The sequence below is a fragment of the Streptomyces sp. NPDC002403 genome (assembly GCF_053593015.1).
On sequence record NZ_JBSFBQ010000008.1, the window covers coordinates 73,570 to 96,112 of the forward strand.

The 22,543-nt window shown below is 71.8% G+C and carries 22 protein-coding genes; 13 read left to right on the top strand and 9 right to left on the bottom strand.

Annotation, left to right across the window (positions count from 1 at the left end):
* Position 1 precedes the first annotated feature (1 nt).
* Positions 2-364, bottom strand: a complete 363-nt coding sequence (locus ACWCPY_RS12290; protein ID WP_072484438.1) for a DUF1844 domain-containing protein — start codon at positions 362-364, stop codon at positions 2-4.
* Positions 365-709: 345 nt separating this feature from the next.
* On the opposite strand from ACWCPY_RS12290, the gene infC reads away from it, so the two are divergent.
* The 9 genes from infC to ACWCPY_RS12335 all read left to right on the top strand — a co-directional run bounded on the left by infC (position 710) and on the right by ACWCPY_RS12335 (position 10,645).
* Positions 710-1,408 carry a translation initiation factor IF-3 gene (gene infC / locus ACWCPY_RS12295; RefSeq protein ID WP_266736011.1) on the top strand — a complete coding sequence of 233 codons (699 nt, stop codon included), beginning with the start codon at positions 710-712 and terminating at the stop codon, positions 1,406-1,408.
* Positions 1,409-1,529: 121 nt separating this feature from the next.
* Complete coding sequence (gene rpmI, locus ACWCPY_RS12300; RefSeq protein ID WP_072484441.1) at positions 1,530-1,724, top strand: 50S ribosomal protein L35; 195 nt, start codon at positions 1,530-1,532, stop codon at positions 1,722-1,724.
* Positions 1,725-1,829: 105 nt separating this feature from the next.
* On the top strand, positions 1,830-2,213 hold the full coding sequence (gene rplT / locus ACWCPY_RS12305) for a 50S ribosomal protein L20 (RefSeq protein ID WP_072484442.1): 384 nt from the start codon (positions 1,830-1,832) through the stop codon (positions 2,211-2,213).
* A gap of 125 nt (positions 2,214-2,338) precedes the next feature.
* Positions 2,339-3,169 (top strand): TrmH family RNA methyltransferase, encoded by an 831-nt coding sequence (locus ACWCPY_RS12310; RefSeq protein ID WP_451264236.1) that lies wholly within the window; start codon positions 2,339-2,341, stop codon positions 3,167-3,169.
* Positions 3,170-3,272: 103 nt separating this feature from the next.
* A complete protein-coding gene (locus ACWCPY_RS12315) occupies positions 3,273-4,436 on the top strand; it encodes an ATP-binding protein (protein ID WP_451264237.1) in 1,164 nt (387 codons plus the stop codon).
* Positions 4,437-4,582: 146 nt separating this feature from the next.
* Entirely contained in the window at positions 4,583-5,710 is a 1,128-nt protein-coding gene (gene pheS / locus ACWCPY_RS12320; protein ID WP_329817834.1) for a phenylalanine--tRNA ligase subunit alpha, read from the top strand.
* Entirely contained in the window at positions 5,710-8,223 is a 2,514-nt protein-coding gene (gene pheT / locus ACWCPY_RS12325) for a phenylalanine--tRNA ligase subunit beta (protein WP_451264238.1), read from the top strand. The genes pheS and pheT overlap by 1 nt, the downstream gene beginning before the upstream one ends.
* A gap of 421 nt (positions 8,224-8,644) precedes the next feature.
* On the top strand, positions 8,645-9,994 hold the full coding sequence (locus tag ACWCPY_RS12330) for a transcriptional regulator (protein ID WP_451264239.1): 1,350 nt from the start codon (positions 8,645-8,647) through the stop codon (positions 9,992-9,994).
* A 120-nt stretch (positions 9,995-10,114) separates the two neighbouring features.
* A complete protein-coding gene (locus ACWCPY_RS12335) occupies positions 10,115-10,645 on the top strand; it encodes an NUDIX hydrolase (protein ID WP_451264240.1) in 531 nt (176 codons plus the stop codon).
* Between the two features lie 72 nt (positions 10,646-10,717).
* On the opposite strand, the gene ACWCPY_RS12340 is transcribed toward ACWCPY_RS12335, so the two are convergent.
* The gene (locus ACWCPY_RS12340) at positions 10,718-11,578 is read right to left on the bottom strand and encodes a 3-hydroxybutyryl-CoA dehydrogenase (protein ID WP_072484448.1); all 861 of its coding nucleotides are present in this window, start codon (positions 11,576-11,578) and stop codon (positions 10,718-10,720) included.
* Positions 11,579-11,767: 189 nt separating this feature from the next.
* Between ACWCPY_RS12340 and ACWCPY_RS12345 the strand changes: the two genes are divergently transcribed.
* Positions 11,768-13,060, top strand: a complete 1,293-nt coding sequence (locus ACWCPY_RS12345) for a glycoside hydrolase family 10 protein (RefSeq protein WP_451264241.1) — start codon at positions 11,768-11,770, stop codon at positions 13,058-13,060.
* 99 nt (positions 13,061-13,159) lie between these two features.
* On the opposite strand, the gene ACWCPY_RS12350 is transcribed toward ACWCPY_RS12345, so the two are convergent.
* On the bottom strand, positions 13,160-13,372 hold the full coding sequence (locus ACWCPY_RS12350) for a DUF1918 domain-containing protein (RefSeq protein WP_329817829.1): 213 nt from the start codon (positions 13,370-13,372) through the stop codon (positions 13,160-13,162).
* Between the two features lie 85 nt (positions 13,373-13,457).
* On the bottom strand, positions 13,458-14,447 hold the full coding sequence (locus tag ACWCPY_RS12355) for a DMT family transporter (protein WP_451264242.1): 990 nt from the start codon (positions 14,445-14,447) through the stop codon (positions 13,458-13,460).
* Between ACWCPY_RS12355 and ACWCPY_RS12360 the strand changes: the two genes are divergently transcribed.
* Both ACWCPY_RS12360 and ACWCPY_RS12365 read left to right on the top strand, forming a co-directional pair.
* On the top strand, positions 14,446-15,915 hold the full coding sequence (locus ACWCPY_RS12360; RefSeq protein ID WP_451264243.1) for an aminotransferase-like domain-containing protein: 1,470 nt from the start codon (positions 14,446-14,448) through the stop codon (positions 15,913-15,915). The two genes, ACWCPY_RS12355 and ACWCPY_RS12360, sit on opposite strands and share 2 nt — an antisense overlap.
* Positions 15,916-16,062: 147 nt before the next feature.
* Entirely contained in the window at positions 16,063-16,638 is a 576-nt protein-coding gene (locus tag ACWCPY_RS12365; protein WP_451264244.1) for a histidine phosphatase family protein, read from the top strand.
* A 333-nt stretch (positions 16,639-16,971) separates the two neighbouring features.
* On the opposite strand, the gene ACWCPY_RS12370 is transcribed toward ACWCPY_RS12365, so the two are convergent.
* The 4 genes from ACWCPY_RS12370 to ACWCPY_RS12385 all read right to left on the bottom strand — a co-directional run bounded on the left by ACWCPY_RS12370 (position 16,972) and on the right by ACWCPY_RS12385 (position 20,239).
* Positions 16,972-17,715: a Clp protease N-terminal domain-containing protein gene (locus tag ACWCPY_RS12370; RefSeq protein ID WP_451264245.1), complete on the bottom strand. Its 744-nt coding sequence runs from the start codon at positions 17,713-17,715 to the stop codon at positions 16,972-16,974.
* Positions 17,716-17,793: 78 nt separating this feature from the next.
* Positions 17,794-18,303, bottom strand: coding sequence for a hypothetical protein (locus tag ACWCPY_RS12375; RefSeq protein ID WP_451264246.1), 510 nt, complete (start codon positions 18,301-18,303; stop codon positions 17,794-17,796).
* Between the two features lie 108 nt (positions 18,304-18,411).
* A complete protein-coding gene (locus ACWCPY_RS12380) occupies positions 18,412-18,909 on the bottom strand; it encodes a peptidylprolyl isomerase (RefSeq protein ID WP_451264247.1) in 498 nt (165 codons plus the stop codon).
* A gap of 145 nt (positions 18,910-19,054) precedes the next feature.
* Positions 19,055-20,239, bottom strand: a complete 1,185-nt coding sequence (locus ACWCPY_RS12385; RefSeq protein ID WP_451264248.1) for a serine hydrolase domain-containing protein — start codon at positions 20,237-20,239, stop codon at positions 19,055-19,057.
* A 329-nt stretch (positions 20,240-20,568) separates the two neighbouring features.
* Between ACWCPY_RS12385 and ACWCPY_RS12390 the strand changes: the two genes are divergently transcribed.
* Positions 20,569-21,921: an MFS transporter gene (locus ACWCPY_RS12390; protein ID WP_451264249.1), complete on the top strand. Its 1,353-nt coding sequence runs from the start codon at positions 20,569-20,571 to the stop codon at positions 21,919-21,921.
* Here the strand turns inward: ACWCPY_RS12390 and ACWCPY_RS12395 are convergent.
* Positions 21,899-22,501 (bottom strand): TetR/AcrR family transcriptional regulator, encoded by a 603-nt coding sequence (locus ACWCPY_RS12395; protein ID WP_451264250.1) that lies wholly within the window; start codon positions 22,499-22,501, stop codon positions 21,899-21,901. The genes ACWCPY_RS12390 and ACWCPY_RS12395 overlap by 23 nt on opposite strands.
* Positions 22,502-22,543: the final 42 nt, after the last annotated feature.

Here is a 22,543-nt window from a genome sequence, read left to right on the forward strand (position 1 = left end):
CTCAGCCGAAGACCGGGCCGGTGTACTTCTCGCCGGGGCCCTGGCCGGGCTCGTCCGGCACCAGCGACGCCTCGCGGAACGCGAGCTGCAGCGACTTCAGGCCGTCCCGCAGCGGGGCCGCGTGGAAGGAGCTGATCTCGGTGGTGCTGGCGTCCAGCAGACCGGCCAGCGCGTGCACCAGCTTGCGGGCCTCGTCGAGGTCCTTGTGGTCCTCGCCGTCCTCGGTCAGCCCGAGCTTCACGGCGGCGGCGCTCATCAGGTTGACCGCGACCGTCACGATCACCTCGACCGCGGGCACCTCCGCGATGTCGCGGGCCATGTCGTCGAAGCCGGGGGAATCACTGGTGGGGGTCGCGTCACTCATGCGCCATACGATAGGCCCACGCCCATGCGGCCCCGCTCGCGGGAGCGGATTGGGTGGGCAGCCGGTTAGCGTACGCCCGGGGGAGCTGCTAACCTTGTGTAACGACCGGCTGGGCAGCTATGTGCCCGGCCCACAAGTGGAGGCTCCGATCTCCCACCTGGCCGTCCTTCAGGGCGGCGGGTCATCCGGTCAGGCGGTGGCCATCGTTCCGTACGGACGATGGGACCGCCCGATGCGCCCCGCGGTTGACCGCGGTGGTTCCGGTTGTTCCAGGAGCCCCGCCTGTGTCCCGTCCGGGGCATTTTTATTGCACTGGTGCGGTTGGTCTCACGAAACAGACGTTACGTGGCTGTCCGCCAGGCGGCCGCGTGGTGCTACCGAGGAGGATCCATCAGCGCCGAGCCCCGCATCAACGACCGGATTCGCGTTCCCGAGGTGCGACTTGTCGGTCCCAGCGGCGAGCAGGTCGGGATTGTTCCGCTTGCCAAGGCCCTGGAACTCGCACAGGAGTACGACCTCGACCTGGTCGAGGTGGCGGCGACCGCCCGTCCGCCCGTGTGCAAGCTCATGGACTACGGGAAGTTCAAGTACGAGTCGGCCATGAAGGCCCGTGAGGCGCGCAAGAACCAGGCGCACACGGTCATCAAGGAGATGAAGCTCCGGCCGAAGATCGACCCGCACGACTATGACACCAAGAAGGGTCATGTCGTCCGGTTCCTCAAGCAGGGCGACAAGGTCAAGATCACGATCATGTTCCGTGGTCGTGAGCAGTCCCGCCCTGAGCTGGGCTTCCGACTGCTCCAGCGTCTGGCTTCGGACGTGGAGGAACTCGGCTTCATCGAGTCCAACCCGAAGCAGGACGGCCGGAACATGATCATGGTTCTGGGCCCGCACAAGAAGAAGACCGAAGCCATGGCCGAGGCCCGCGAGGCCCAGGCCGCCCGCAAGGCGGGGCGTCAGGGTTCCACCCCCGACGCCGAGGCCGCGGGCGAGGCTGCCGAAGCGCAGCCCGAGGCTCCGGCCGAGACACCTTCCGAGGCCTGACCTCAGGGGGCCGCCATCCAGGCGGCCCCGGGTCTCCCCGGAATTCCCACCAAGATCTGACGCCCCTGCTGCCCGGTGCCCGCACCGCGAGGGGCGCCACTGACGAGGAGAGAACGGCGCGATGCCGAAGAACAAGACGCACAGCGGTGCCAGCAAGCGCTTCAAGATCACCGGCTCCGGCAAGGTGCTCCGTGAGCGCGCAGGCAAGCGCCACCTTCTTGAGCACAAGTCGTCCAAGAAGACCCGCTCGCTGACCGGCACGGTCGTAGTGGCTCCGTCCGACGCCAAGAAGATCAAGAAGCTTCTCGGCAAGTGAGTCCGCGGCCCGCGGTGAATCCGCGGGCGGCGAATTCGAGACCGGGACCAATTCGTTTCCGGGCCGTGTGAGTCCAACCACGGCCCCGCTACAAGGAGTTAAAAAGTGGCACGCGTCAAGCGGGCAGTAAACGCTCACAAGAAGCGCCGGGCAATCCTCGAGCAGGCCAGCGGTTACCGGGGCCAGCGCTCCCGCCTGTACCGCAAGGCGAAGGAGCAGGTCACCCACTCCCTCGTCTACAACTACAACGACCGCAAGAAGCGCAAGGGCGACTTCCGTCAGCTGTGGATCCAGCGCATCAACGCCGCTGCCCGCCAGAACGGCATGACGTACAACCGCCTCATCCAGGGTCTGAAGGCCGCCAACATCGAGGTGGACCGCAAGATCCTGGCCGAGCTCGCGGTCAACGACAGCAACGCGTTCGCCGCCCTCGTCGAGGTTGCCCAGAAGGCCCTCCCGAGCGACGTCAACGCCCCGAAGGCCGCCTGATCCAGGTCGCACTTCCTGTCTTCTGAGCCGGACCCGCAGGCGCTCGCCGTCTGCGGGTCCGGTGCGTTGCACGACACATTCCGCACCTCCGTCACCTCCGTACGCAGAGAGGCTCGCCGCCGACCATGGGCACCCCCGAACTGATCTCCCCGCGATCGCCGCGTGTCACCGCCGCCCGGCGGCTGGCCAAGCGCAACTTCCGCGGCAAGGAGCGCAGGTTCATCGCCGAGGGGCCGCAGGCCGTGCGCGAGGCCGCCGAACACCGCGGCAGCGACGGCGAGCCGACACTGATCGAGCTGTTCGCCACCGTCGAGGCGGCCGAGCGGTACGCCGACATCGTCGCCGCCGCCCACACGGCCGGCGCCCGGGTCCACCTCGCCGACAGCGATGTGCTCGCCGATGTGTCGCAGACCGTCACCCCCCAGGGGCTGATCGGCGTCTGCCGCTTCCTCGACTCACCGTTCGACGCGATCCTCGCCGCGAGGCCGAAACTCGTCGCCGTCCTCGCCCACGTGCGCGACCCGGGGAACGCCGGTACGGTGCTGCGCTGCGCCGACGCCGCGGGCGCCGACGCCGTCGTGCTCACCGATGCCTCGGTGGACCTCTACAACCCCAAGTCCGTGCGGGCCTCGGTCGGTTCGCTCTTCCACCTGCCGGTCGCCGTCGGCGTCCCGGTCGAGCAGGCCGTGCAGGGGCTGCGGGCGGCGGGCGTGCGGATCCTCGCCGCCGACGGCGCGGGCGACGACGACCTCGACGACGAGCTCGACGCGGGCACCATGGGCGGTCCGACCGCCTGGGTCTTCGGCAACGAGGCCTGGGGCCTGCCGGAGGAGACCCGGGCCCTGGCCGACGCCGTGGTACGGGTGCCCATCCACGGCAAGGCGGAGAGCCTCAACCTCGCGACGGCGGCCGCGGTCTGCCTGTACGCCTCCGCGAGGGCCCAGCGCCCGAGGTGATCGCGCCTCCGCGCCACCGCAGGGTGTCGCTCCGTCACCGACGACTAGTAGGGTGGCGAACTCGGGGGCCCACTGCACCGGTTCGAGAGGTGGGGTACGGGATATGGCTGTCGGCATGAGCAGGCCGCGCGAGACACATGCGGCCGTCGTGCGCGCCTGTGAACCCCCTGGCACGGCCGGTGAACCGGACGGGAGCCGGGAGCTCGGAGCCGTGGACGTGGGTGTCGATCCCGACGACCTGCCCGACGGCCTGGTCGTCGCCGACGAGACCGGCCGGGTCATCTGCTTCAACTCCGCCGCCGTCCGGATCACCGCGGTGCCCCGGGCCGCCGCCCTCGGCCGCTCCCTGGAGCACGCACTGCCGCTGGAGGACCTCAAGGGCCGTCGCTGGTGGACCCTGACCGATCCCTACGGCGGCCTCACCACCCGCGTCGGCCAGCCCGAACGCAATCTGCTGCTGCCCGGCGGCCGGGAGGTCCTGGTCTCCGCCCGCTACGTGCGCGAGCACCCCACCGGCCCGGTGCGCCGGGTGGTGATCTCACTGCGCGGCACCGAGGCCCGCCGCCGCAACGAGCGCAGCCATGCCGAGCTGATCGCGACGGTCGCCCATGAGCTGCGCTCCCCACTCACCTCCGTCAAGGGCTTCACCGCGACCCTCCTCGCCAAATGGGAGCGGTTCACCGACGACCAGAAGCGCCTGATGCTGGAGACGGTCGACGCCGACGCGGGCCGCGTCACCCGGCTCATCGCCGAGCTGCTCGACATCTCCCGGATCGACTCCGGGCGCCTGGAGCTGCGGCGCCAGCCGGTGGACCTCTCCCTCGCCGTCGAACGCCACGTCCAGGCCCTCACCGCGACCGGCCAGAACCCCGACCGCTTCCTCGTCCGCACCTGCCAGCCGCTGCCCGCGGTCTGGGCCGACCCGGACAAGGTCGACCAGGTGCTCGGCAACCTGCTGGAAAACGCGGTGCGCCACGGCGAGGGAACCGTCACCATTGACGTCGCACCCGCACCCGCGAAGAGCGACGAGAAGGGAACGGCCGTCACCGTGAGCGACGAAGGCCCCGGCATCCCCGAGGAGTCGATGGGCCGTGTCTTCACCCGCTTCTGGCGGGGGAGCAAGCGCGGTGGCACCGGCCTGGGCCTCTACATCGTCAAGGGCATCGTCGAGGCGCACGGCGGCACGATCACGGTCGGCCGCGGCCCCGGCGGCGGCGCGGAATTCCGATTTATTCTGCCCGTGAGCACGCCGGCCTACCTGGTCTGAGCGGCCCACGGGCCTCCCACACATCCTGTGGCCCTTAGACTCGACCTTTGGCACCTTTGCGTCCTCCAGTCGTCGATCGGGGCCATGGGGGTCCGGGGCATCCCCCCGGTAAGCGCAGTATCAGCCAATCGGAAGCACGGGAAGAGATGTCGGCACCGAACAAGTCGTACGACCCAGTCGAGGTCGAGGCACTGAAACCGGAAGAGATCGAGCGCATGCGGGACGAGGCGTTCGCCGCCTTCGCCGCCGCCGGTGACCTCGACGCGCTCGCCCAGGCGAAGACCGCGCACACCGGGGGCACCTCGCCGCTGTCGCTCGCCAACCGCGAGATCGGCGCACTGCCGCCGCAGGCCAAGGCCGAGGCCGGCAAGCGCGTGGGCCAGGCCCGCGGCGCCGTCTCCAAGGCCCTCGCCGCCCGCCAGGCGGAGCTGGAGGCCGAGCGGGACGCCCGCGTGCTGGTCGAGGAGGCAGTGGACGTCACGCTGCCCTACGACCGCACTCCGGCCGGTGCCCGCCACCCGCTGACGACCATCATGGAGCGTGTCGCGGACGTCTTCGTGGCCATGGGCTACGAGGTCGCCGAGGGCCCCGAGGTCGAGGCGGAGTGGTTCAACTTCGACGCCCTGAACTTCGTGCCCGACCACCCGGCCCGGCAGATGCAGGACACCTTCTTCGTCCAGGGCGCCGACGGCGCAAGGAACGACGAGTCCGGTGTCGTGCTGCGTACCCACACCTCGCCGGTCCAGGCCCGCTCCCTGCTCGACCGGGAGCCGCCCGTCTACGTCGTCTGCCCCGGCCGCGTCTACCGCACCGACGAGCTCGACGCGACGCACACCCCGGTCTTCCACCAGATCGAGCTGCTGGCCGTCGACGAGGGCCTCACCATGGCCGACCTCAAGGGCACCCTCGACCACATGGTCCAGGCACTCTTCGGGCCGGACATGAAGACCCGGCTGCGGCCGAACTTCTTCCCGTTCACCGAGCCGTCCGCCGAGATGGACATGGTCTGCTACGTCTGCCGCGGCGCGTCCGTCGGCAACCCGGACCGCCCCTGCCGCACCTGCGGCAGCGAGGGCTGGATCGAGCTCGGCGGCTGCGGCATGGTCAACCCCAAGGTGCTCATCGCCTGCGGTGTCGACCCCCAGAAATACAGCGGATTCGCCTTCGGGTTCGGCATCGAACGGATGCTGATGTTCCGCCACAACGTCGAAGACATGCGAGACATGGTCGAGGGTGACGTCCGGTTCACCCGGCCGTTCGGGATGGAGATCTGATGCGCGTCCCGCTTTCCTGGCTGCGGGAGTACGTCGACCTGCCGGCGACGGAGACCGGCCGTGACGTACAGGCCAAGCTCGTCGCCGTGGGTCTGGAGGTCGAGACCGTCGAGCAGATCGGCGCCGGCCTCAAGGGCCCGCTGGTCGTCGGACAGGTACTGACCATCGAGGAACTGGAGGGCTTCAAGAAGCCCATCCGCTTCTGCACGGTCGACGTCGGCGACGCCAACGGCACCGGCGAGCCGCAGGAGATCGTCTGCGGCGCCCGCAACTTCGCCGTCGGCGACAAGGTCGTCGTGGTCCTCCCGGGCGCCGTGCTGCCCGGCGACTTCGCGATCGCCGCACGCAAGACGTACGGCAAGACCTCGCACGGCATGATCTGCTCCACCGACGAGCTCGGCATGGGCGACGACGGCACGCACGGCATCATCGTGCTGCCGCCGGAGCACGAGGCCGGCACCGACGCGATCGAGCTGCTCCAGCTCGTCGACGAGGTCCTCGACATCGCCGTCACGCCCGACCGCGGCTACTGCCTCTCCCTGCGCGGCGTCGCCCGCGAGACCGCCATCGCGTACGGGCTGCCGCTGCGCGACCCGGCGCTCCTGGACGTGCCCGCGCCGAACGCGTACGGCTACCCGGTCAAGATCGCCGACCCGACCGGCTGCGACCGCTTCACCGCGCGCACCGTCGTCGGCCTGGACCCCGAGGCCCGCTCCCCGATCTGGATGCAGCGACGGCTGCAGAAGGCCGGGATGCGCCCGATCTCGCTCACCGTCGACATCACCAACTACGTGATGCTGGAGCTCGGCCAGCCGCTGCACGCCTACGACCGCACCCGGATCGACGGGCCGATCGGCGTGCGCCGCGCCCAGCAGGGCGAGAAGCTCACCACCCTCGACGGCACGGTCCGTGTCCTGGACGCCGAGGACCTGGTCATCACGGACAACCGAGGGCCGATCGGTCTCGCGGGCGTTATGGGTGGTGCCGACACCGAGATCGCGGACGTCCAGGACGGCGAGCACCGCACCACCGAGGTCGTCGTCGAGGCCGCGCACTTCGACGCGATCTCGATTGCCCGGACCGCGCGCCGCCACAAGCTGTCCTCCGAGGCGTCCAAGCGCTTCGAGCGCGGCGCCGACCCGCAGGCCGCGGCAGCCGCCGCGCAGCGCACCGTGGACCTCCTGGTGCTGCTCGCCGGCGGCACCGCCGAGGCCGGCGTCACCGAGGTCAGCGTCCCGGCCGTGCCGCGCACCATCGCGATGCCCGCCGATCACCCCGACCGGGTGGCCGGTGTCGCATACGGCCGCGAGACCGTCGTACGCCGCCTCCAGGAGGTCGGCTGCGACGTCTACGGGCAGGACGAGCTGATCGTCACCGTGCCGTCCTGGCGCCCCGACCTCGGCGAGCCGAACGACCTCGCAGAAGAGGTCATCCGCCTGGAGGGTTACGAGAACCTTCCGTCCACCCTCCCGACCCCGCCGTCCGGTCGCGGCCTCACCGAGCGCCAGCGGCTGTACCGCAGGGTCGGCCGGGCGCTCGCCGGGGCCGGCTACGTCGAGGCGCTGAACTACCCGTTCATCGGCGACGCCGTCCTCGACCAGCTCGGGCTCGACTCCGACGACGCCCGCCGCCGCACCGTCAAGCTCGTCAACCCGCTCTCCGACGAGGAGCCGGCGCTGCGCACCACGCTGCTGCCGGGCCTGCTCGGCGCACTGCGGCGCAACGACGGCCGCGGCAGCCACGACCTCGCGCTCTTCGAGACCGGTCTGGTCTTCAGGCCGACCGGCACCGAGACCAAGGCCGTCCGGCTGCCCGTTGACCGCCGTCCCACCGACGAGGAGATCGCCGGGCTCGACGCCTCGCTGCCGCGTCAGCCGCGCCACGCCGCGGTCGTCCTCGCGGGCGCCCGCGAGCAGGCCGGCTGGTGGGGCAAGGGCACTCCGGCGACCTGGGCGGACGCCGTCGAGGCCGCGCGGAGCATCGCCCGGGAGGCCGGCGTCGAGGTGACCGTCCGCGCCGACCAGCACGCCCCGTGGCACCCGGGCCGCTGCGCCGCGCTGTACATCACCGTGAACGGCGAGGAGACGCTCTTCGGGCACGCGGGCGAACTCCACCCGCGGGTCGTCAAGGCGCTCCACCTGCCCGAGCGGACCTGCGCCGCAGAGGTCGAGCTCGACGTCCTGGAGCAGGCCGTCGACGGCGCGCTCCAGGCACCCCGGATCTCCGCCTTCCCGGTGGCGACCCAGGATGTCGCGCTGATCGTCGCGGAGAACGTCCCGGCCGCCGACGTGGAGCAGGCGCTGCGCGAGGGCGCGGGCGAACTGCTCGAATCGGTGCGGCTGTTCGACGTCTTCACCGGTGAGCAGATCGGTGCGGGCCGCAAGTCGCTGGCGTACGCGCTGCGCTTCCGCGCGGCGGACCGCACACTGACCGTCGACGAGGCGACGGCCGCGCGCGACGCGGCAGTGGCCCTGGCCGCCGAGCGGACGGGCGCGGTGCTGCGGGGCGCGTAGCGTCCGGCGCCGACATGGCGAGGAGGGGCGCATCCGGTGACCGGGTGCGCCCCTCCCGCATGCTCGCCGAGTGGCGAGGACCGCACCCGGGCCCCGGCGCGGCCCGGGGGAACCCGGCTCCGGGCCGACCCCGCAGCCACCCTCCGATCCGTGGGCAGTGGGTCGTGCGGTCCGGCACCGTCCGCGCTGCCGCGGCGTGTCGGGCAGGTCGGCAGAGCGGACGGTGCGGGTGCGGGTCGTCGGCTGTACGAGGGGGAGCAGACGACCCGTCCGCCTCTCGCGAGACGACTGATTCAACCGATCCGCGCACCGGCGCAACAGGGTGCGCAGCGGGACGGTTCGGGCATTGCGTTCACACCCCGTGTGAATCGTGCTCCACTGGTGCGACACGCCTCGGCGTGCCGAACCACCGGAGGGGCACATGGGGGCTACGGAGCCCAACATTCTGCTGGCTGCCCTGATCGAGGAGGCGGGCGTCTCCCGGGCGGGTCTCGCCGCGCACATCAACCGGGCCGGCCGCTCCCGGGGGTTGCGCCTGCGGTACGAACACACGGCGGTGGCCCGCTGGCTGAAGGGGCAGCGCCCGCGCGGCCAGGTGCCCGACCTGATCTGCGAGGTGCTCGGCAACCGGCTGACCAGGCCCGTTTCGCTGGACGACATCGGTATGGCGACCCCGGGAACCGGCGCGGCCACACCCGCCTCCTCGCTCACCGGCTTCGTCGACCGGGCCACCGCGCTGTGGCGCTCCGACGAGGCGCAGCGCCCGCACGGCCTCGCCCCGGCCGCCGTCACCGGTACCTCGGCGGTGATGCCGGTCTGGGAGTGGGAGAACCCGCCGGAGGACGCCGATGTCTCGCGCGGCGGGCCGAACCGGGTCTCCATGGCCGACATAGTGACGCTGCGCGCGGCCCGTGCCCACTACGAACTGATGTACCGCCGGGCAGGCGGAATCGCGACCCGGTCCCGCGTCGTCGGCTTCCTCAACGCCGAGACCGCCCCGCTGCTGCGCGGCGGCTGCACCGACGCGATGGGCCGCAGGCTGCACCGGGCGGCGGGGGGTCTGGTGGCGGTCGCGGGGATCTGCGCCTACGACTCCGACGCGCACGGGCTCGCCCAGCGCTACTTCCACCAGGCGCTGCGGCTGGCCAAGTCCAGCGGGGACAAGGGGTTCGGCGGCTATGTGGTCGCCCTGCTGGTCAACCAGTCGCTCCACCTCGCCGACTACCGGCAGTCCGTGGCCTTCGCCCAGGCGGCGCTGCGGGGCGCCGGGGACCACATCAGTCCCGCGCTCGCCGCCGACCTGTACGCGATGCAGGCCAAGGCCTATGCCTGTCTCGGCGACGCGAGCGGCGCCCGGGAGTGCATCCGGCGCGCCGAGTCGGAGGCCGAGCGGATCAGACCGGGCCGTGAACCGGACGAGACGGGGTACGTCCAGCCGGGCCTGGTCGACGTGCAGGTGGCCGAGGCGCTGCTCGGCATCGGTGATCTGCCGGGGGCCAGGGAACACGCGGCGAAGGCCGTGCGGATCCCGGCGCACGACCGGGGCCGGGTGCACCGGCTGGCGATGCTGACCCATGTCGAGCTGCGCCAGGGCGAGGCGGACCGGGCGGCGTCCACGGCCGCGGAGATGGCGGAGCGTGCCAGGGGCATGGAGTCGCGGCGGCTGCGCGACCGGCTGCGTGCCGTGCGCGAGGATCTGGTCGCGAGCGGCTGCGCCGACGCGGGGCGGTCGGCCGAACTGATCGAGGGGGCGCTGCGCGTACCGCTGTGAGCGCGTACCCGCCGCGCGCCCGGCGGACGTCCCGCTCCCAGCCATGAGGACCGGTACGTTCCGTTCCGGCGCTGCTCCTGCTGCGATGTTGCCACCTACTTGTCGAAAGGTGGCAGAAACGTGCAATGGGTGAACCTGAGCGAACAAACCGTGTATGAGAATCGCTGGTTCCGGGTCAATCTGGCGGATGTGGTCATCCCTGGTGGCGGCCGTCTCGACCACTACCTGATCCGGCTCCGCCCCGTCGCGGCGGCCACCGCCGTCAACGAGGCCAATGAGGTGCTCCTGCTCCGGCGGCACCGGTTCATCACGGACAGCTGGGGCTGGGAGCTCGCCGCGGGCGTCGTCGAGGACGGCGAGGACATCGCGGCCGCCGCCGCCCGGGAGATGGAGGAGGAGACCGGCTGGCGCCCCGGGCCGCTGCGCCCGCTGCTGACCGTGGAGCCGTCGAACGGCCTCACCGACGCCCGGCACCACCTCTACTGGTCCGAGGAGGCCTGCTGGACCGGCCCGCCCAGCGACGCCTTCGAGTCCTCGCGCCGCGAGTGGATACCGCTCGAGCTGGTCCCCGACATGATCGCCCGCGGCGAGGTCCCGGCCGCGGGCATGGCGGCCGGGCTGATGATGCTCCATCACTTACGGCTGGGCTGATCCACCGCGGACCGCGAACGGGGCCGGACCGGGGATCGCCCGGACCGGCCCCGTACGGGCACGAAGGACGGATCAGGAGTACGGGTAGAAGCCCGAGCCGGTCTTCCGGCCGAGCCTGCCCGCGTCCACCATGCGCTGGAGCAGCGGGGGAGCGGCGTACAGCGGCTCCTTGAACTCCGCGTACATCGAGTCGGCGACCGAGGCCACCGTGTCGAGACCGATCAGGTCGGAGAGCTTGAGCGGGCCCATGGGGTGGGCGCAGCCGAGCTCCATGCCGTTGTCGATGTCCTCGCGGCTGGCGATCCCCGACTCGAACATCCGGATCGCGGAGAGCAGATACGGGATCAGCAGCGCGTTGACGACGAAGCCCGAGCGGTCCTGGGCGCGGATCGGGTGCTTGCCGAGCACGTCCTGGACCAGGGCCTCGGAGCGCTTCACCGTCTCGTCGGACGTCGTCAGCGCGGGGATCAGCTCGACGAGCTTCTGCACCGGGGCCGGGTTGAAGAAGTGGATGCCGATGACCTGGTCCGGGCGGGAGGTCGCCACGGCCAGCTTCACCAGCGGGATGGAGGAGGTGTTCGAGGCGAGGATCGCGTCCTGCCGGGTCACCACCTGGTCGAGCACCTGGAAGATCTCGGTCTTGACCTGCTCGTTCTCCACGACGGCCTCGATGACGAGATCGCGGTCGGCGAACTCGCCCAGATCCGTGGTGAAGCTCAGCCGGGCGAGTGTCTCGTCGCGCTCCTCGGCAGTGATCTTGCCGCGCTCGGCGGCCTTCGAGAGGGAGTTGTGCAGCCGGGTGCGGCCGATCTCCAACGCCTCTCCGGTGGTCTCGGCCACCATGACCTCGAGACCGCTGCGCGCGCACACCTCCGCGATACCCGCGCCCATCTGGCCACAGCCCACCACTCCGACGCGTGCAATGTCGGCCATAGAGTCCGTCACCTCGTGCCTTTCGCTGTTCTGCGTGTCGCAGGTTCCCGTCTGATTCCGGTGCCCGCCCCGACCCCCCGACGTTACTCCGCGCCCCAGGGGTCATCGCGGGCCGGGGCGGGCATGCTCTGCGTTACGCCCTGATACCCGGGTGACGGATGCGAACAGAGAGACGGCAGGTGCAGCGAAATGCGGCGATTGGGCCGAAGAGGCTTTGTGGCGGGTGCGGCCGGGGTGGCCGCGGGAGTGGTGAGCGGCGTCACCGCGGCGGGTGAGGCAGCCGCGGTCCCGCTCCGGCGGGCCGACGCCGAGCGGACCGGGGCTCCGGCCGGTACGGGCGCCCACCATGTCGCACGGCGCGAGCTGCGCGGCATGTGGGTGGCCACCGTCGCCAATCTCGACTGGCCCTCGAAGCCCGGCCTGACACCGGCCGCGCAGCGCGCCGAGCTGATCGCGTATCTCGACGAGGCCGTGGCACGGCGGCTGAACACCGTCATCCTCCAGGTCCGGCCGACCGCCGACGCGCTGTGGCCCTCGCCCTACGAGCCGTGGGCCCAGTACCTCACCGGCGTCCAGGGCAAGGACCCCGGCTGGGATCCGCTGGGCACCGCGGTCACCGAGGCGCACCGCCGCGGCCTGGAACTGCACGCCTGGTTCAATCCGTACCGGGTCGCCAACCACACCGACCCGTCCCGGCTGTCCGCCACCCACCCGGCCAGACTGCATCCCGACTGGATCCTGCCGTACGGCGGGAAGCTCTACTACAACCCCGGGATCCCCGAGGTCCGCCGCTTCGTCCAGGACGCGATGCTCGACGCGGTCCGCCGCTACGACATCGACGCCGTGCACTGGGACGACTACTTCTACCCGTACCCGGTGGCCGGACAGGTCTTCGACGACGACGCCACGTACGCCAAGTACGGCGCGGGCTTCCCGGACAAGGCGGCCTGGCGGCGCGACAACACCGACAAGCTGGTGCGCGAGACCGCCGAGCGGATCAAGAAGATCAAGAAGAACGTCCAGTTCGGGGTCAGCCCGTTCGGGGTGTGGCGCAACGCCGCCACCGACCCGCTCGGCTCCGACACCAAGGCGGGGGTGCAGACCTACGACGACCTGTACGCCGACACCCGCGGCTGGGTCAGGAAGGGCTGGATCGACTACATCTGCCCGCAGATCTACTGGAACATCGGCTTCGCCGCCGCCGACTACGCCAAGCTGCTGTCCTGGTGGAACGAGGCCGTGCGCGGCACGGGCGTCGACCTCTTCGTGGGGGAGGCGCTCTACAAGGCGGGCGACCCCGCCCAGCCCGTCGCCTGGCAGGACCCTGCCGAACTCTCCCGGCACCTCGACCTCGCCGCCGGGTACGACCAGGTGCGCGGTCACGTCTACTTCTCCGGGAAGGACGTGGTCACGGACCGGATCGGGGCCATGGACCGGGTGGTCGGCGACCACTACCGCAACCGGGTGCGCCCGCCCCGCTGACAGCAGCGGGACGGACGCGATGTCGGGGGCGGGCCGCCGGGACCCGGCCGGCCCGCCCGCGGCCCGGGGGCGAAGAGCAGTGCCGCCCGCCGGAGGCCGCTACGGAGTCTCCGGAGCCTGCTTCCGGACGTGGGTGTGCTGTACGACGCTGTCGGGACCGGGTGAAATCAGGTGTTCGTGTCCGTCCTCGAAGCGGACGCGGTACGGGGGAGTGCCCCCGGCCCCGAGCACTTCGACGATCTCTGCGACCTTGTCGTGCTGCCCCACGGTCCTGCCGTGTGTCAGCAGCCGGTCGCCCGTGTGTGCCTCCATCGGGACTGACCTCCTCACGGGTGGCGGTCCATGTCGACAAGTCTATGACCGAAAGCCGACTTCGCCCGGTGGAGCGGTCCCGGCCTCATCGAGGACGTCCCGCGCGCTGGGTGGCCGCGATGCAGACGAGCACCGCGAGGGCCGCGACCGGCGCCGCCGCCGGGACCGTCTCGCCGAGCAGGAAGAACGACCAGACCAGGGTCAGCAGCGGCTGTGCGAGCTGGAGCTGACTGGCCCGGGGCACTCCGATCTCCGCCATCCCGCGGTACCAGACGTACAGGCCGAGGAAGGTCGAAACGGCCGCCACCCAGACCAGGCCGATCACCCCGTGCGCGGTCGGCCGCACCGGCTCGGCAGGCAGTGCGATCGCCGCCCCCGCCACCGCGAGCGGCAGACAGAGCACCAGGGCCCAGCCGGCCACCTGCCAGCCCGGCATGACCCGGGCCAGCCTGCCCCCCTCCGTGTACCCCGCCGCGCACACCAGCAGCGCGCCGAACAGATACAGATCGCTGCCGGACACCTCGCCCCCGCTCTGCTGCACGGTGAACGCGATCACCACGGCCGCGCCGGACAGCGCCGCGGCCCAGAAGGCGCGGGGCGGTCGCGCCCCCGTCCGCAGCGAGGAGAACACCGCGGTGGTCAGCGGCAGCAGCCCCACGACCACGGCCGCGTGCGAGGTCGTCGAGGTCTGCAGCGCCAGCGTGGTCAGCAGCGGGAAACCGATCACCACTCCCGCGGCGACGACGACGAGCCCGGCGCGGTGCGGGCGGTCCGGCACCGCGACGCGTCCCAGCAGCAGCGCACCGCCCGCGATCACCCCGGCGATCAGGGTGCGCAGCGCCACCAGCGACCAGGGGCCGAAGCTCTCCAGCCCCCAGGCCGTGGAGGGGAAGGTCAGCGAGAAGGCGAGGACGCCGAGTCCGGCGAGAAGGACGCCGCCGCGGTGCGTGTCGGGAGCCGTGGCGCGGCCGGTCCCGCTGCCGGCCCGAGTGGCGGCCCCGTGGGCGGTACCGGCGCCGGGCGGCGAACCGATCGCTATCGTGCTCCTGCTAGTAGCGCTATCCTTGGCTCTCATGCAAGAGCGTAGCAGTGTCGCCGAACTGGTCGAATCCCTCCGTGGCGAGCTGAAGCGCTATCCATACGGTGGAAAGCTGCCGTCCAGTCGGGCCCTCGTGGAACGCTTCCGGGTCAGCCCGGTCACCGTCTCCCGGGCCGTCGCCCAGCTCGCCGCCGAAGGGCTCGTCGTCACCAGACCCGGTTCGGGCGCCTTCCGGGCGCAGCCCCGTACCGAGGTGCCCGAGCCGGGCGACACCTCCTGGCAGGAGATCTCCCTCAGCGGCGACGGCGGCCCCGAGGCGGTGCCGCGCACCGTCGACGCCTCCGGTGTCCTGGTCACGCTCGCCGCACCGCCGCCCGGCGTCATCGAGCTGAACGGCGGCTACCTCCATTCCTCGCTCCAGCCCGAGCGGGCGCTCGCCGCCGCCCTCGCCCGGGCCGGCCGCCGCCCCGGCGCCTGGGGCCGGCCGCCCACCGACGGCCTCACCGAACTGCGGTCCTGGTTCGCCCGGGAGATCGGCCCCGCGCTCACCGCCGCCGACGTGCTGATCACCGCGGGCGGACAGAGCGCCCTGGCCACCGCGCTGCGCGCGCTCGCCCCGCCCGGCGCCCCGCTGCTGGTCGAGTCACCCACGTACCCCGGCATGCTGGCGGTCGCCCGCGCCGCCGGGCTGCGGCCCGTTCCGGTGCCGGTGGACGCCGACGGCGTACGGCCGGAGCTGCTCGACGCCGCGTTCCGGGCCACCGGCGCCCGTGTCTTCGTCTGCCAGCCGCTCTTCCAGAACCCGACCGGCGCGGTCCTCGCCCCCGAGCGGCGTGCCGAGGTCGTCCGGATCGCCCGCGCGGCGGGCGCCTTCGTCGTCGAGGACGACTTCGCGCGCCGGCTGGCCCACGAGGACGCCGGGCCGCTGCCCGCGCCACTGGCCGCCGACGACCCGGACGGGGTGGTCGTCCATGTCCGCTCCCTCACCAAGATCGCCTCGCCGAGCCTGCGGGTGGGGGCACTCGCCGCCCGCGGGCCGGTGCTGGGACGGCTGCGGGCCATCCAGGTCGTCGACAGCTTCTTCGTCCCCCGGCCGCTCCAGGAGGCCGCGCTCGAACTCGTCGGGTCCCCGGCCTGGGGCCACCATCTGCGTTCCGTGGCGACCGGGCTGAAGGACCGCCGCACCGCCATGACGACGGCCCTGGGCCGGGAACTGCCCGCCCTCGCACTCCCGCACATCCCCGCCGGGGGCGGCAGCCTGTGGCTGCGCCTGCCCGAAGCGGAAGGCGGTACGGACGAGTCCGCGGTGGTCTCGGCGGCCCTGCGGGCGGGGGTCGCCATCGCGCCCGGCCGCCCGTACTTCTGCGCGGAACCCCCGTCCCCGCAGATCCGGCTCAGCTTCGCCGCGGTCGCCGGGGCGGCCGAGATCGCCGAGGGGATCCGGCGGCTGCGCACCGCCTGCGACGAAGTCCTGACCGCTTCCGCGGGCGGCTTCCGGTCCTGACCGGAGTGGCCCGCACGGTTCCTGAGAAGGCCGCTTCAAGCCATATGGAGGACCGGCGCCGCCGGATCCCCCGCGGTCCGGTCCGGGCCGGAAGGACTCATGAAGGCCCTCTTGACCGGAAGGGTGTTCGGATCCACGATCGCCGCCATGACTTCCAGAGTCTCGTTGGTCGCCGCGGCGCGCAGCTCCGCCGTGCTCACCGAGCGCTTCGACGACGACCGGCCGCTCGACCACACCGGTCTGTACGAGATACGGCTCGCCGCGCCCGCTCTCATGCCGCTGGGCGCCGCCGAGCTGCGCTACTGCTCGCCGACTCCGCGCAGCCGTGCGACCGGCGACGCGCTCGGCTTCGCCCCGCTCGTCCAGCCGGCCCTGCGCGACTGCGACATGGGCCGCTGGCGAGGCTGGACCCTCGCCGACGTCACAGCATGCGAGCCCGCGGCGGTCGACGCCTGGCTGGCGGACCCGCGCTCGGCGCCGCACGGCGGTGAACCGCTGCTCGCGTTCATCTCGCGGATAGGGGGCTGGCTGGACACCCGCCCCGCGTGCGACGGCGCCATCGTCGCCGTCGCCGAACCGGCGGTCGTCCGGGCCGCGCTCGTCTACGCGCTCAAGGCGCCGCCGTCGACGTTCTGGAGCGTGGACGTCGGGCCGCTCTCCACGGTCACGCTCACGGGTGTGCCGGGCCGCTGGAGTCTTCGGCTCGAAGCCGGAGTCCGCTGAAATTTTCCGGAGAATTTCCCGGCGGACATCCGGGAGCGCGGGGAGCGGGGTGCCGTGTCAGCCGTAAGTGCCGGCGGGCCCGCGGTCCGTCTCCGGGGCGGCCGGCCGGAAGGTGTCCGCGTCCGGCTCCGGAACGGGCGGCCCTGGTCAGCGTCCGGTGAGCGGACAGGGGCGACCGCTCGGTGCGCCCCGGCCCTCGCCGGCCGAGGGTCTCGCGGGCCTCGTCGCCCCGATAGCCGTGCACTGGCCGGAATTCGCTGTGGCGGGGCCGCCGCCCGCGTACGGCGACCGGCGCCGGGTCCGCCGGGGTGCGCGGCGGACCCGGCGCCTCGTTCAGTCCTCCTCCTGGGAGCCGGTGAGGAGGGTGAGGGCCTCGGCGATGCCCGTCTCGGCGGTCGCCTTGTCGATGCCGAGACCCGTCAGCACACCCGCGCCGTCCTCCTGCTCCAGCAGCGCGAGCAGGATGTGCTCGGTTCCGATGTAGTTGTGGCCCATCCGCAGGGCCTCCCGGAACGTCAGCTCCAGCGCCTTGCGGGCCCCGGCGTCGTACGGGACGATCTCCGGCAGCTCGCCGGTCGCGGCCGGCGGCAGCGCCTCGGTCGCGGCCCGGCGGACGTCCTCCAGCGTGATGCCCTGGGCCTTGACGAACGCCGCGGCCAGCCCTTCCGGCTCGCTGAGCAGCCCCAGCACCAGGTGCGTGGTGCCCACCTCGTCGTTGCGGGCCGTGCGGGCCTCGTTCTGCGCGGCCATGACGACGTTCTTGGCCCGCGGGGTGAAGCGGCTGAACCCCTGGCTGGGGTCGAGGTCCGACACCTCGCCGGGATCCTTGGCCACGAACCGCTTCTGGGCGGCCTGCCTGGTCACGCCCATGCTCTTGCCGATCTCGGTCCAGGAGGCGCCCGAGCGCCGTGCCTGGTCCACGAAGTGGCCGATCAGATGGTCGGCGATGTCACCGAGGTGGTCCGCGGCGATCACCGCGTCCGAGAGTTGGTCGAGGGCGTCGGTGTGCACCTTCTTGATGGCCTCGATCAGGTCGTCGAGGCGTACGGGATGCGTCGGGCGTACGGGATTCACCATGTGTCAACCTTAGGTTGACAGTCCCGAGGTGTCAACCGATGGTTGACAGTGGGGTCGGTGAGGCGATGCGTCACGGAATCAGCAGGGTGGCGCGGACGCGTTGCAGAAGACGCAGGCGTCCCAGTTCGCCGGCGCGCACAGCACGCGGTGCCGTACGCACGAGGCCATGGCGGCCTCCTCCGGGCCGGGAAAGGGGGACATGGCGTTCTGCGGCTCGGCGCAGGCGGGGTCGAACGCTTCGACCATCTCCCGGTACTGCCGCAGGAATCCCTCGGCGAAGGGCGGTTCGTAATCCAGCTCGTCCCACCGGTGCCTGCGCAGGGCCAGATCGAGTACCCGCAGGACGAAGTTCTTCGCCGCGGCCTGCTCGCCGGGGGAGCTGCCCCAGTCGATGTCCTCCAGGTCGAATCCGACCACCCCGCGTCCCACGGCGCTCTGGTCCTGCAGGGTCAGCAGGGTGGCGAAGCGGTACTCCCAGACGCTCTCCGCGAGGTCGGACACGGCCAGCACGAGTACGTCGACGAAGACGTCCGTGCTCCCGTTGGACATGGACAGGCTGCGGCCCCCGCCGTGGAATGTGTTCCCCATCCCGACACCGTAGCGAGCGGGGCGGCGACGCCGGGCCGCCGGTACGACGGAGCGCGCCGCCCGGTGGGATGCCGGGCGGCGCGCTCGTTCAGCGGGTGCGGGTGCGGGTCAGACGGTGCCGCTGTCCGCGATGGTGATCTTCGCCTGGGTGCGGCCGCTCTGCGAGCCGAGGGACTCGATCTTCTTGACCAGCTTCATGCTGTCCTCGTCGTCGACCTCGCCGAAGACCACGTGCTTGCCGTCCAGCCACGACGTCACGATCGTCGTGATGAAGAACTGCGAGCCGTTGGAGTTGGGGCCGCTGTTGGCCATGGACAGCTGGCCCGGCTTGGTGTGCGACAGCTTGAAGTTCTCGTCCGGGAACTTGGCGCCGTAGATGCTCTGGCCGCCGGTGCCGTCGCCCCGGGTGAAGTCGCCGCCCTGCAGCATGAAGTCGGGGATGACGCGGTGGAAGGAGGAGCCCTTGTAGCCGAAGCCCTTCTCGCCGGTCGCCAGCTGGCGGAAGTTCTCCGCGGTCTTGGGGACGATGTCGTCGAACAGCTTGAACGTGATCCGCCCGGCGGGCTCGTCGTTGATGGTGATGTCGAAGTAAACCTTGCTCGTCATGGAACCATCCTGACATCGACTCGTCCGGCGCGTACGGGCGGGCACGGGTGACGCGCCCGTACGGGCGGTGTCCGCCCGCCGGTGGCGCTCCCGGGGGTGGCCCGGCCCCTGTGGGCCCGGCCCGGTCCGGACGAGGGGCCCCGGGTCAGCGGGTGTCCCGCAGGTGGGTGCCTATCTGCAGGAACGCCTGGACGAGCGGGGCCGCGGGGGCGACCGGGGACATCACCTGGGACCCGTAGTGGACGATGACGGTCTCCAGCTCCGGTGAGACGAAGAGGCGCTGGCCGTGAATGCCGCTGGCCATGAAGGAGCCGTGGGGATCGTTCAGGATCCACCAGAAGTCGTGGTACGAGAGGGTGGCGGGGGCGCTGGGGGGTGCGGCGGGGAAGCGGACGCGCCGGGCGTAGCCCGCCGGGGCGTCGGGGATGGCGGCGATCACGGCGTCCGGAATGATCTGCCGGTCCCCGACGGCTCCGCCGCAGCGGATCAGCTCGCCGAGCCGGGCCACGTCGCGGGCGGTGGCGCTGAATCCGCCGCAGGCGGCCTCGGTGCCCTCGCCGTCGAGGACGTAGTAGGCGTCCTCGTCGGCCCCGAGGCGTGACCAGATCATGTCGCTCAGCAGCTCCGAGGTGGTGGTGCCGGTGACGCGGCGGAGGATTTCGGCGAGCGCCTCCACGTTGCCGTTCTCGTAGCGGAACGCGGTGCCCGGCGCGGCCGTCGCGCGCGCGGTGGCGAGGTGTTCGCGAATGCTGGTGGGGCCGCTGTAGCCGTAGGGGCGCAGGGGCGGTGCGACGACCGCGAAGTAGCGCTGGGCCTCGATCGGCTTGTCGAAGGGGCGCCCGGCGTAGGAGACGTGGGTTCCCATGTGCAGCAGGTGGTCGACGGTGCTGTCCCCGAAGGCGGTGCCGGCGAGTTCGGGGACGTACGTGGCGGCTCTCGCGTCGCGGTCGAGGATTCCCCGGTGGGCCAGGGTGGCCGCCAGCAGGCCCACGTACGACTTGGCCGCCGAGGCGTTGAAGTGGGCCTCGTGGGGCCTCAGTCCGTGCGGGTAGCTCTCGTGGACGAGGGTGCCGCGGTGCATCACCAGGAGGGCGTCGGTCTGGGCGGTCGCGAAGAGGTCCTGGAGGGTCAGGATGCGGCCGTCGGGCGCGGTGATGGTGAGCCGGTCGATTCCGGCGGTGCCGGCCGGCAGGTCCCGGGCGGGGCCCGGTCCGCGCCACACCCGACGGCTGGGCAGCAGCTCCCGGCCCGCCGTGGTGTAGCGGCGCACCCACGCCGGGTCGGTGTAGCCGCGGGACCAGTGGAGATCCGCCAGCGGTGCGTCGGTCATGCGCGCTCCTCAAAATGAGTGACGTTTCGATCGCTACCATACATAGCGTCTGGTTCTATGAACCCTCTGAGTTCCGATCAATCGCTCTGGACTGTTGAGTTGCGATGTGGTGGCTCGCTTGCCATAGAAGCATTGACCGGAAGTGGCCAGCGCGTTACGTTGCCGAATCAACAGCCCGTTACTGGACGCTTCGTTCAATTGATTTGCCGTAGCGCCCCGACAGGGCGTGCCCGGACGGGAGCGGCGCCGTCACCCGCGTACGTCCGATGCCGAAGCTCCCGTCACCGGAGCGTCCACCCCTGCTTCCCCCGAACCGCAGGAGTCTTCCCATGCCCTCGCAGCCATCACCGCCGCCGGCTCCCGGCGCACCCGGCGAACTCGGGGCGCCCGTGTTCGACCGGCGCCGCGCCTGGCTCGTCACCGCACTGATCGTCGCATTCATGATCGTCAACTTCGCGGACAAGTCGGTGCTCGGGCTGGCGGCCGACCCGATCATGGACGAACTGGGTATCAGCCACAGCACCTACGGCCTGATCTCCAGCTCGTACTCGATCCTGTTCAGCCTCTCCGGGCTGGTCGTCGGCTTCTTCTCCTCGCGCATCTCCAGCCGTGTGCTGCTGTTCGTGATGTGTCTGGTGTGGGGGCTGGCCCAGTTGCCCGTCCTGCTCGTGGCTGCCGTTCCGGCGCTGGTCGCCGGCCGGGTGCTGCTCGGCGCGGCCGAGGGGCCGGCCACGCCCATGTCGATGCACGCCCTCTACAAGTGGTTTCCGGTGGGCCGCCGCGGCCTGCCCTCGGCCCTGCAGATCAGTGGCGCGGCGCTCGGCACCCTCATGGCGGCCCCCGTGGTGACCTGGCTGATCACCGGGTTCGGGTGGCGTTCGGCGTTCGCCGCGCTGGCCGTGACGAGCCTGGTGTGGAGTGCGGTGTGGTGGTTCGTCGGGCGTGACGGTCCCCATGACCAGCCGCCCGCGCGGATGCCGGCCGCGGCCGATGGGTCCGCGCGCGTCCCCTACCGCCGCCTGCTGCTCTGCGGCACCGTGATCGGGAGCGTGACCAGCGCCTTCGGGGCGTCATGGGCGATGTCCCTCAGTCAGGCCTGGCTGCCTTCGTACCTCAGGAACGAGCTCGCCATGAGCCCGGGAACGGCGGCGGCGGTGCTCAGCGCCGTGTCCGCGGTGAGCTTCGTGCTGCTGCTGGCGCTGTCGCCCGTGATCGACCGGCTGACCCGGCGCGGCGTGTCGCTGCGCCTGTCCAGCGGTGTGCCGCAGGGCCTCGCGGTGGCGTGTGCGGGGACGGCGATGGCGGTCTTCCCCTTCGTCGGCCCGCTCCCGCTGCGGCTCGCCCTGATCGCGGTCGCCTTCGCGGTGCACTCCATCGCCTTCCCGCTGCACTACATGACGGCCGCGGCGGTCGTGCCCGCCTCCCAGCGCGGCGCGCTCTTCGGGATCGTGGCCGCGACGGGCACGCTTCCGGGGCTGCTGGCCCCGTCCCTGACCGGCCGTCTGCTGGACACGGCGCCCTCGGCGAGTGCGGGCTACACGCAGTCGTTCGTCCTGGCGGCGGCCGTCATGATCACCTGCGGGGCGGTGGCCGTCCGCTGCATACGCCCGGCCCGGGACGCCGTGCGGCTCGGCGTGCTCCAGGGCCGGCCGGAGCCGGTCAGCCCTGATCCGGTGCGGTGAATCCGCTGGCCCAGTACCGGCCGTGCAGGGCCAGGTCCAGAAGCATGCGCACGGCCTCCTCCGCGGGCATCGGCGGGGTGTCCTGCTCGGCCCACCAGCGCAGTACGGCGATCTGCTCGCCGACCCAGACGCGGGCCAGCAGGTCGGCGTCGATCCGCGGCTGGACGCTGTTGCGTTCGGCGCGGGCCTTGAACTCCTGCGCCGTCGCGGCGGCGCAGGAGTCCACGAACATCTGCAACGGCCTGCCGTCCCCCTCGCCGCGCAGCACGGCCCGGTAGACGTCCCGTTCGTCGTCGACGTGCCGCAACATCTCCAGCAGCGGTTTGCCGGTGAACCCGACGGCGCTGCCGGAGACCACCGGCTCCAGTCGCTGGGCGAGCTGCTCCAGCAGATCGGAGGTCACCCGTGCGAACAGGTCGTCCTTGCCCTTGAAGTGCGCGTAGAACGTGGCGCGCGCGACATCGGCCCGCTCGGTGATGTCTTCGACGGTGAGCGCGCCGAAGCCGCGCTCCAGCACCAGCTCCACCAGTGCGGTGCCCAGCGCCCTGCGGGTGCGCCTGGTGCGCCTGTCCTCGGCCATGCGGCCCCCTTCGCCCTGTCGTGGTTCGCGCACAGTCTAGAT

What these genes read in the sequence shown, in the direction of transcription:
- ACWCPY_RS12290 (WP_072484438.1), bottom strand. Translation starts at nt 364, where the DNA reads ATGAGTGACGCGACCCCCACCAGTGATTCCCCCGGCTTCGACGACATG.
- rpmI (WP_072484441.1), top strand. Translation starts at nt 1,530, where the DNA reads ATGCCGAAGAACAAGACGCACAGCGGTGCCAGCAAGCGCTTCAAGATC.
- ACWCPY_RS12310 (WP_451264236.1), top strand. Translation starts at nt 2,339, where the DNA reads ATGGGCACCCCCGAACTGATCTCCCCGCGATCGCCGCGTGTCACCGCC.
- ACWCPY_RS12315 (WP_451264237.1), top strand. Translation starts at nt 3,273, where the DNA reads ATGGCTGTCGGCATGAGCAGGCCGCGCGAGACACATGCGGCCGTCGTG.
- pheS (WP_329817834.1), top strand. Translation starts at nt 4,583, where the DNA reads ATGTCGGCACCGAACAAGTCGTACGACCCAGTCGAGGTCGAGGCACTG.
- pheT (WP_451264238.1), top strand. Translation starts at nt 5,710, where the DNA reads ATGCGCGTCCCGCTTTCCTGGCTGCGGGAGTACGTCGACCTGCCGGCG.
- ACWCPY_RS12330 (WP_451264239.1), top strand. Translation starts at nt 8,645, where the DNA reads ATGGGGGCTACGGAGCCCAACATTCTGCTGGCTGCCCTGATCGAGGAG.
- ACWCPY_RS12340 (WP_072484448.1), bottom strand. Translation starts at nt 11,578, where the DNA reads ATGGCCGACATTGCACGCGTCGGAGTGGTGGGCTGTGGCCAGATGGGC.
- ACWCPY_RS12345 (WP_451264241.1), top strand. Translation starts at nt 11,768, where the DNA reads ATGCGGCGATTGGGCCGAAGAGGCTTTGTGGCGGGTGCGGCCGGGGTG.
- ACWCPY_RS12350 (WP_329817829.1), bottom strand. Translation starts at nt 13,372, where the DNA reads ATGGAGGCACACACGGGCGACCGGCTGCTGACACACGGCAGGACCGTG.
- ACWCPY_RS12360 (WP_451264243.1), top strand. Translation starts at nt 14,446, where the DNA reads ATGCAAGAGCGTAGCAGTGTCGCCGAACTGGTCGAATCCCTCCGTGGC.
- ACWCPY_RS12355 (WP_451264242.1), bottom strand. Translation starts at nt 14,447, where the DNA reads ATGAGAGCCAAGGATAGCGCTACTAGCAGGAGCACGATAGCGATCGGT.
- ACWCPY_RS12365 (WP_451264244.1), top strand. Translation starts at nt 16,063, where the DNA reads ATGACTTCCAGAGTCTCGTTGGTCGCCGCGGCGCGCAGCTCCGCCGTG.
- ACWCPY_RS12370 (WP_451264245.1), bottom strand. Translation starts at nt 17,715, where the DNA reads ATGGTGAATCCCGTACGCCCGACGCATCCCGTACGCCTCGACGACCTG.
- ACWCPY_RS12375 (WP_451264246.1), bottom strand. Translation starts at nt 18,303, where the DNA reads ATGGGGAACACATTCCACGGCGGGGGCCGCAGCCTGTCCATGTCCAAC.
- ACWCPY_RS12380 (WP_451264247.1), bottom strand. Translation starts at nt 18,909, where the DNA reads ATGACGAGCAAGGTTTACTTCGACATCACCATCAACGACGAGCCCGCC.
- ACWCPY_RS12385 (WP_451264248.1), bottom strand. Translation starts at nt 20,239, where the DNA reads ATGACCGACGCACCGCTGGCGGATCTCCACTGGTCCCGCGGCTACACC.
- ACWCPY_RS12390 (WP_451264249.1), top strand. Translation starts at nt 20,569, where the DNA reads ATGCCCTCGCAGCCATCACCGCCGCCGGCTCCCGGCGCACCCGGCGAA.
- ACWCPY_RS12395 (WP_451264250.1), bottom strand. Translation starts at nt 22,501, where the DNA reads ATGGCCGAGGACAGGCGCACCAGGCGCACCCGCAGGGCGCTGGGCACC.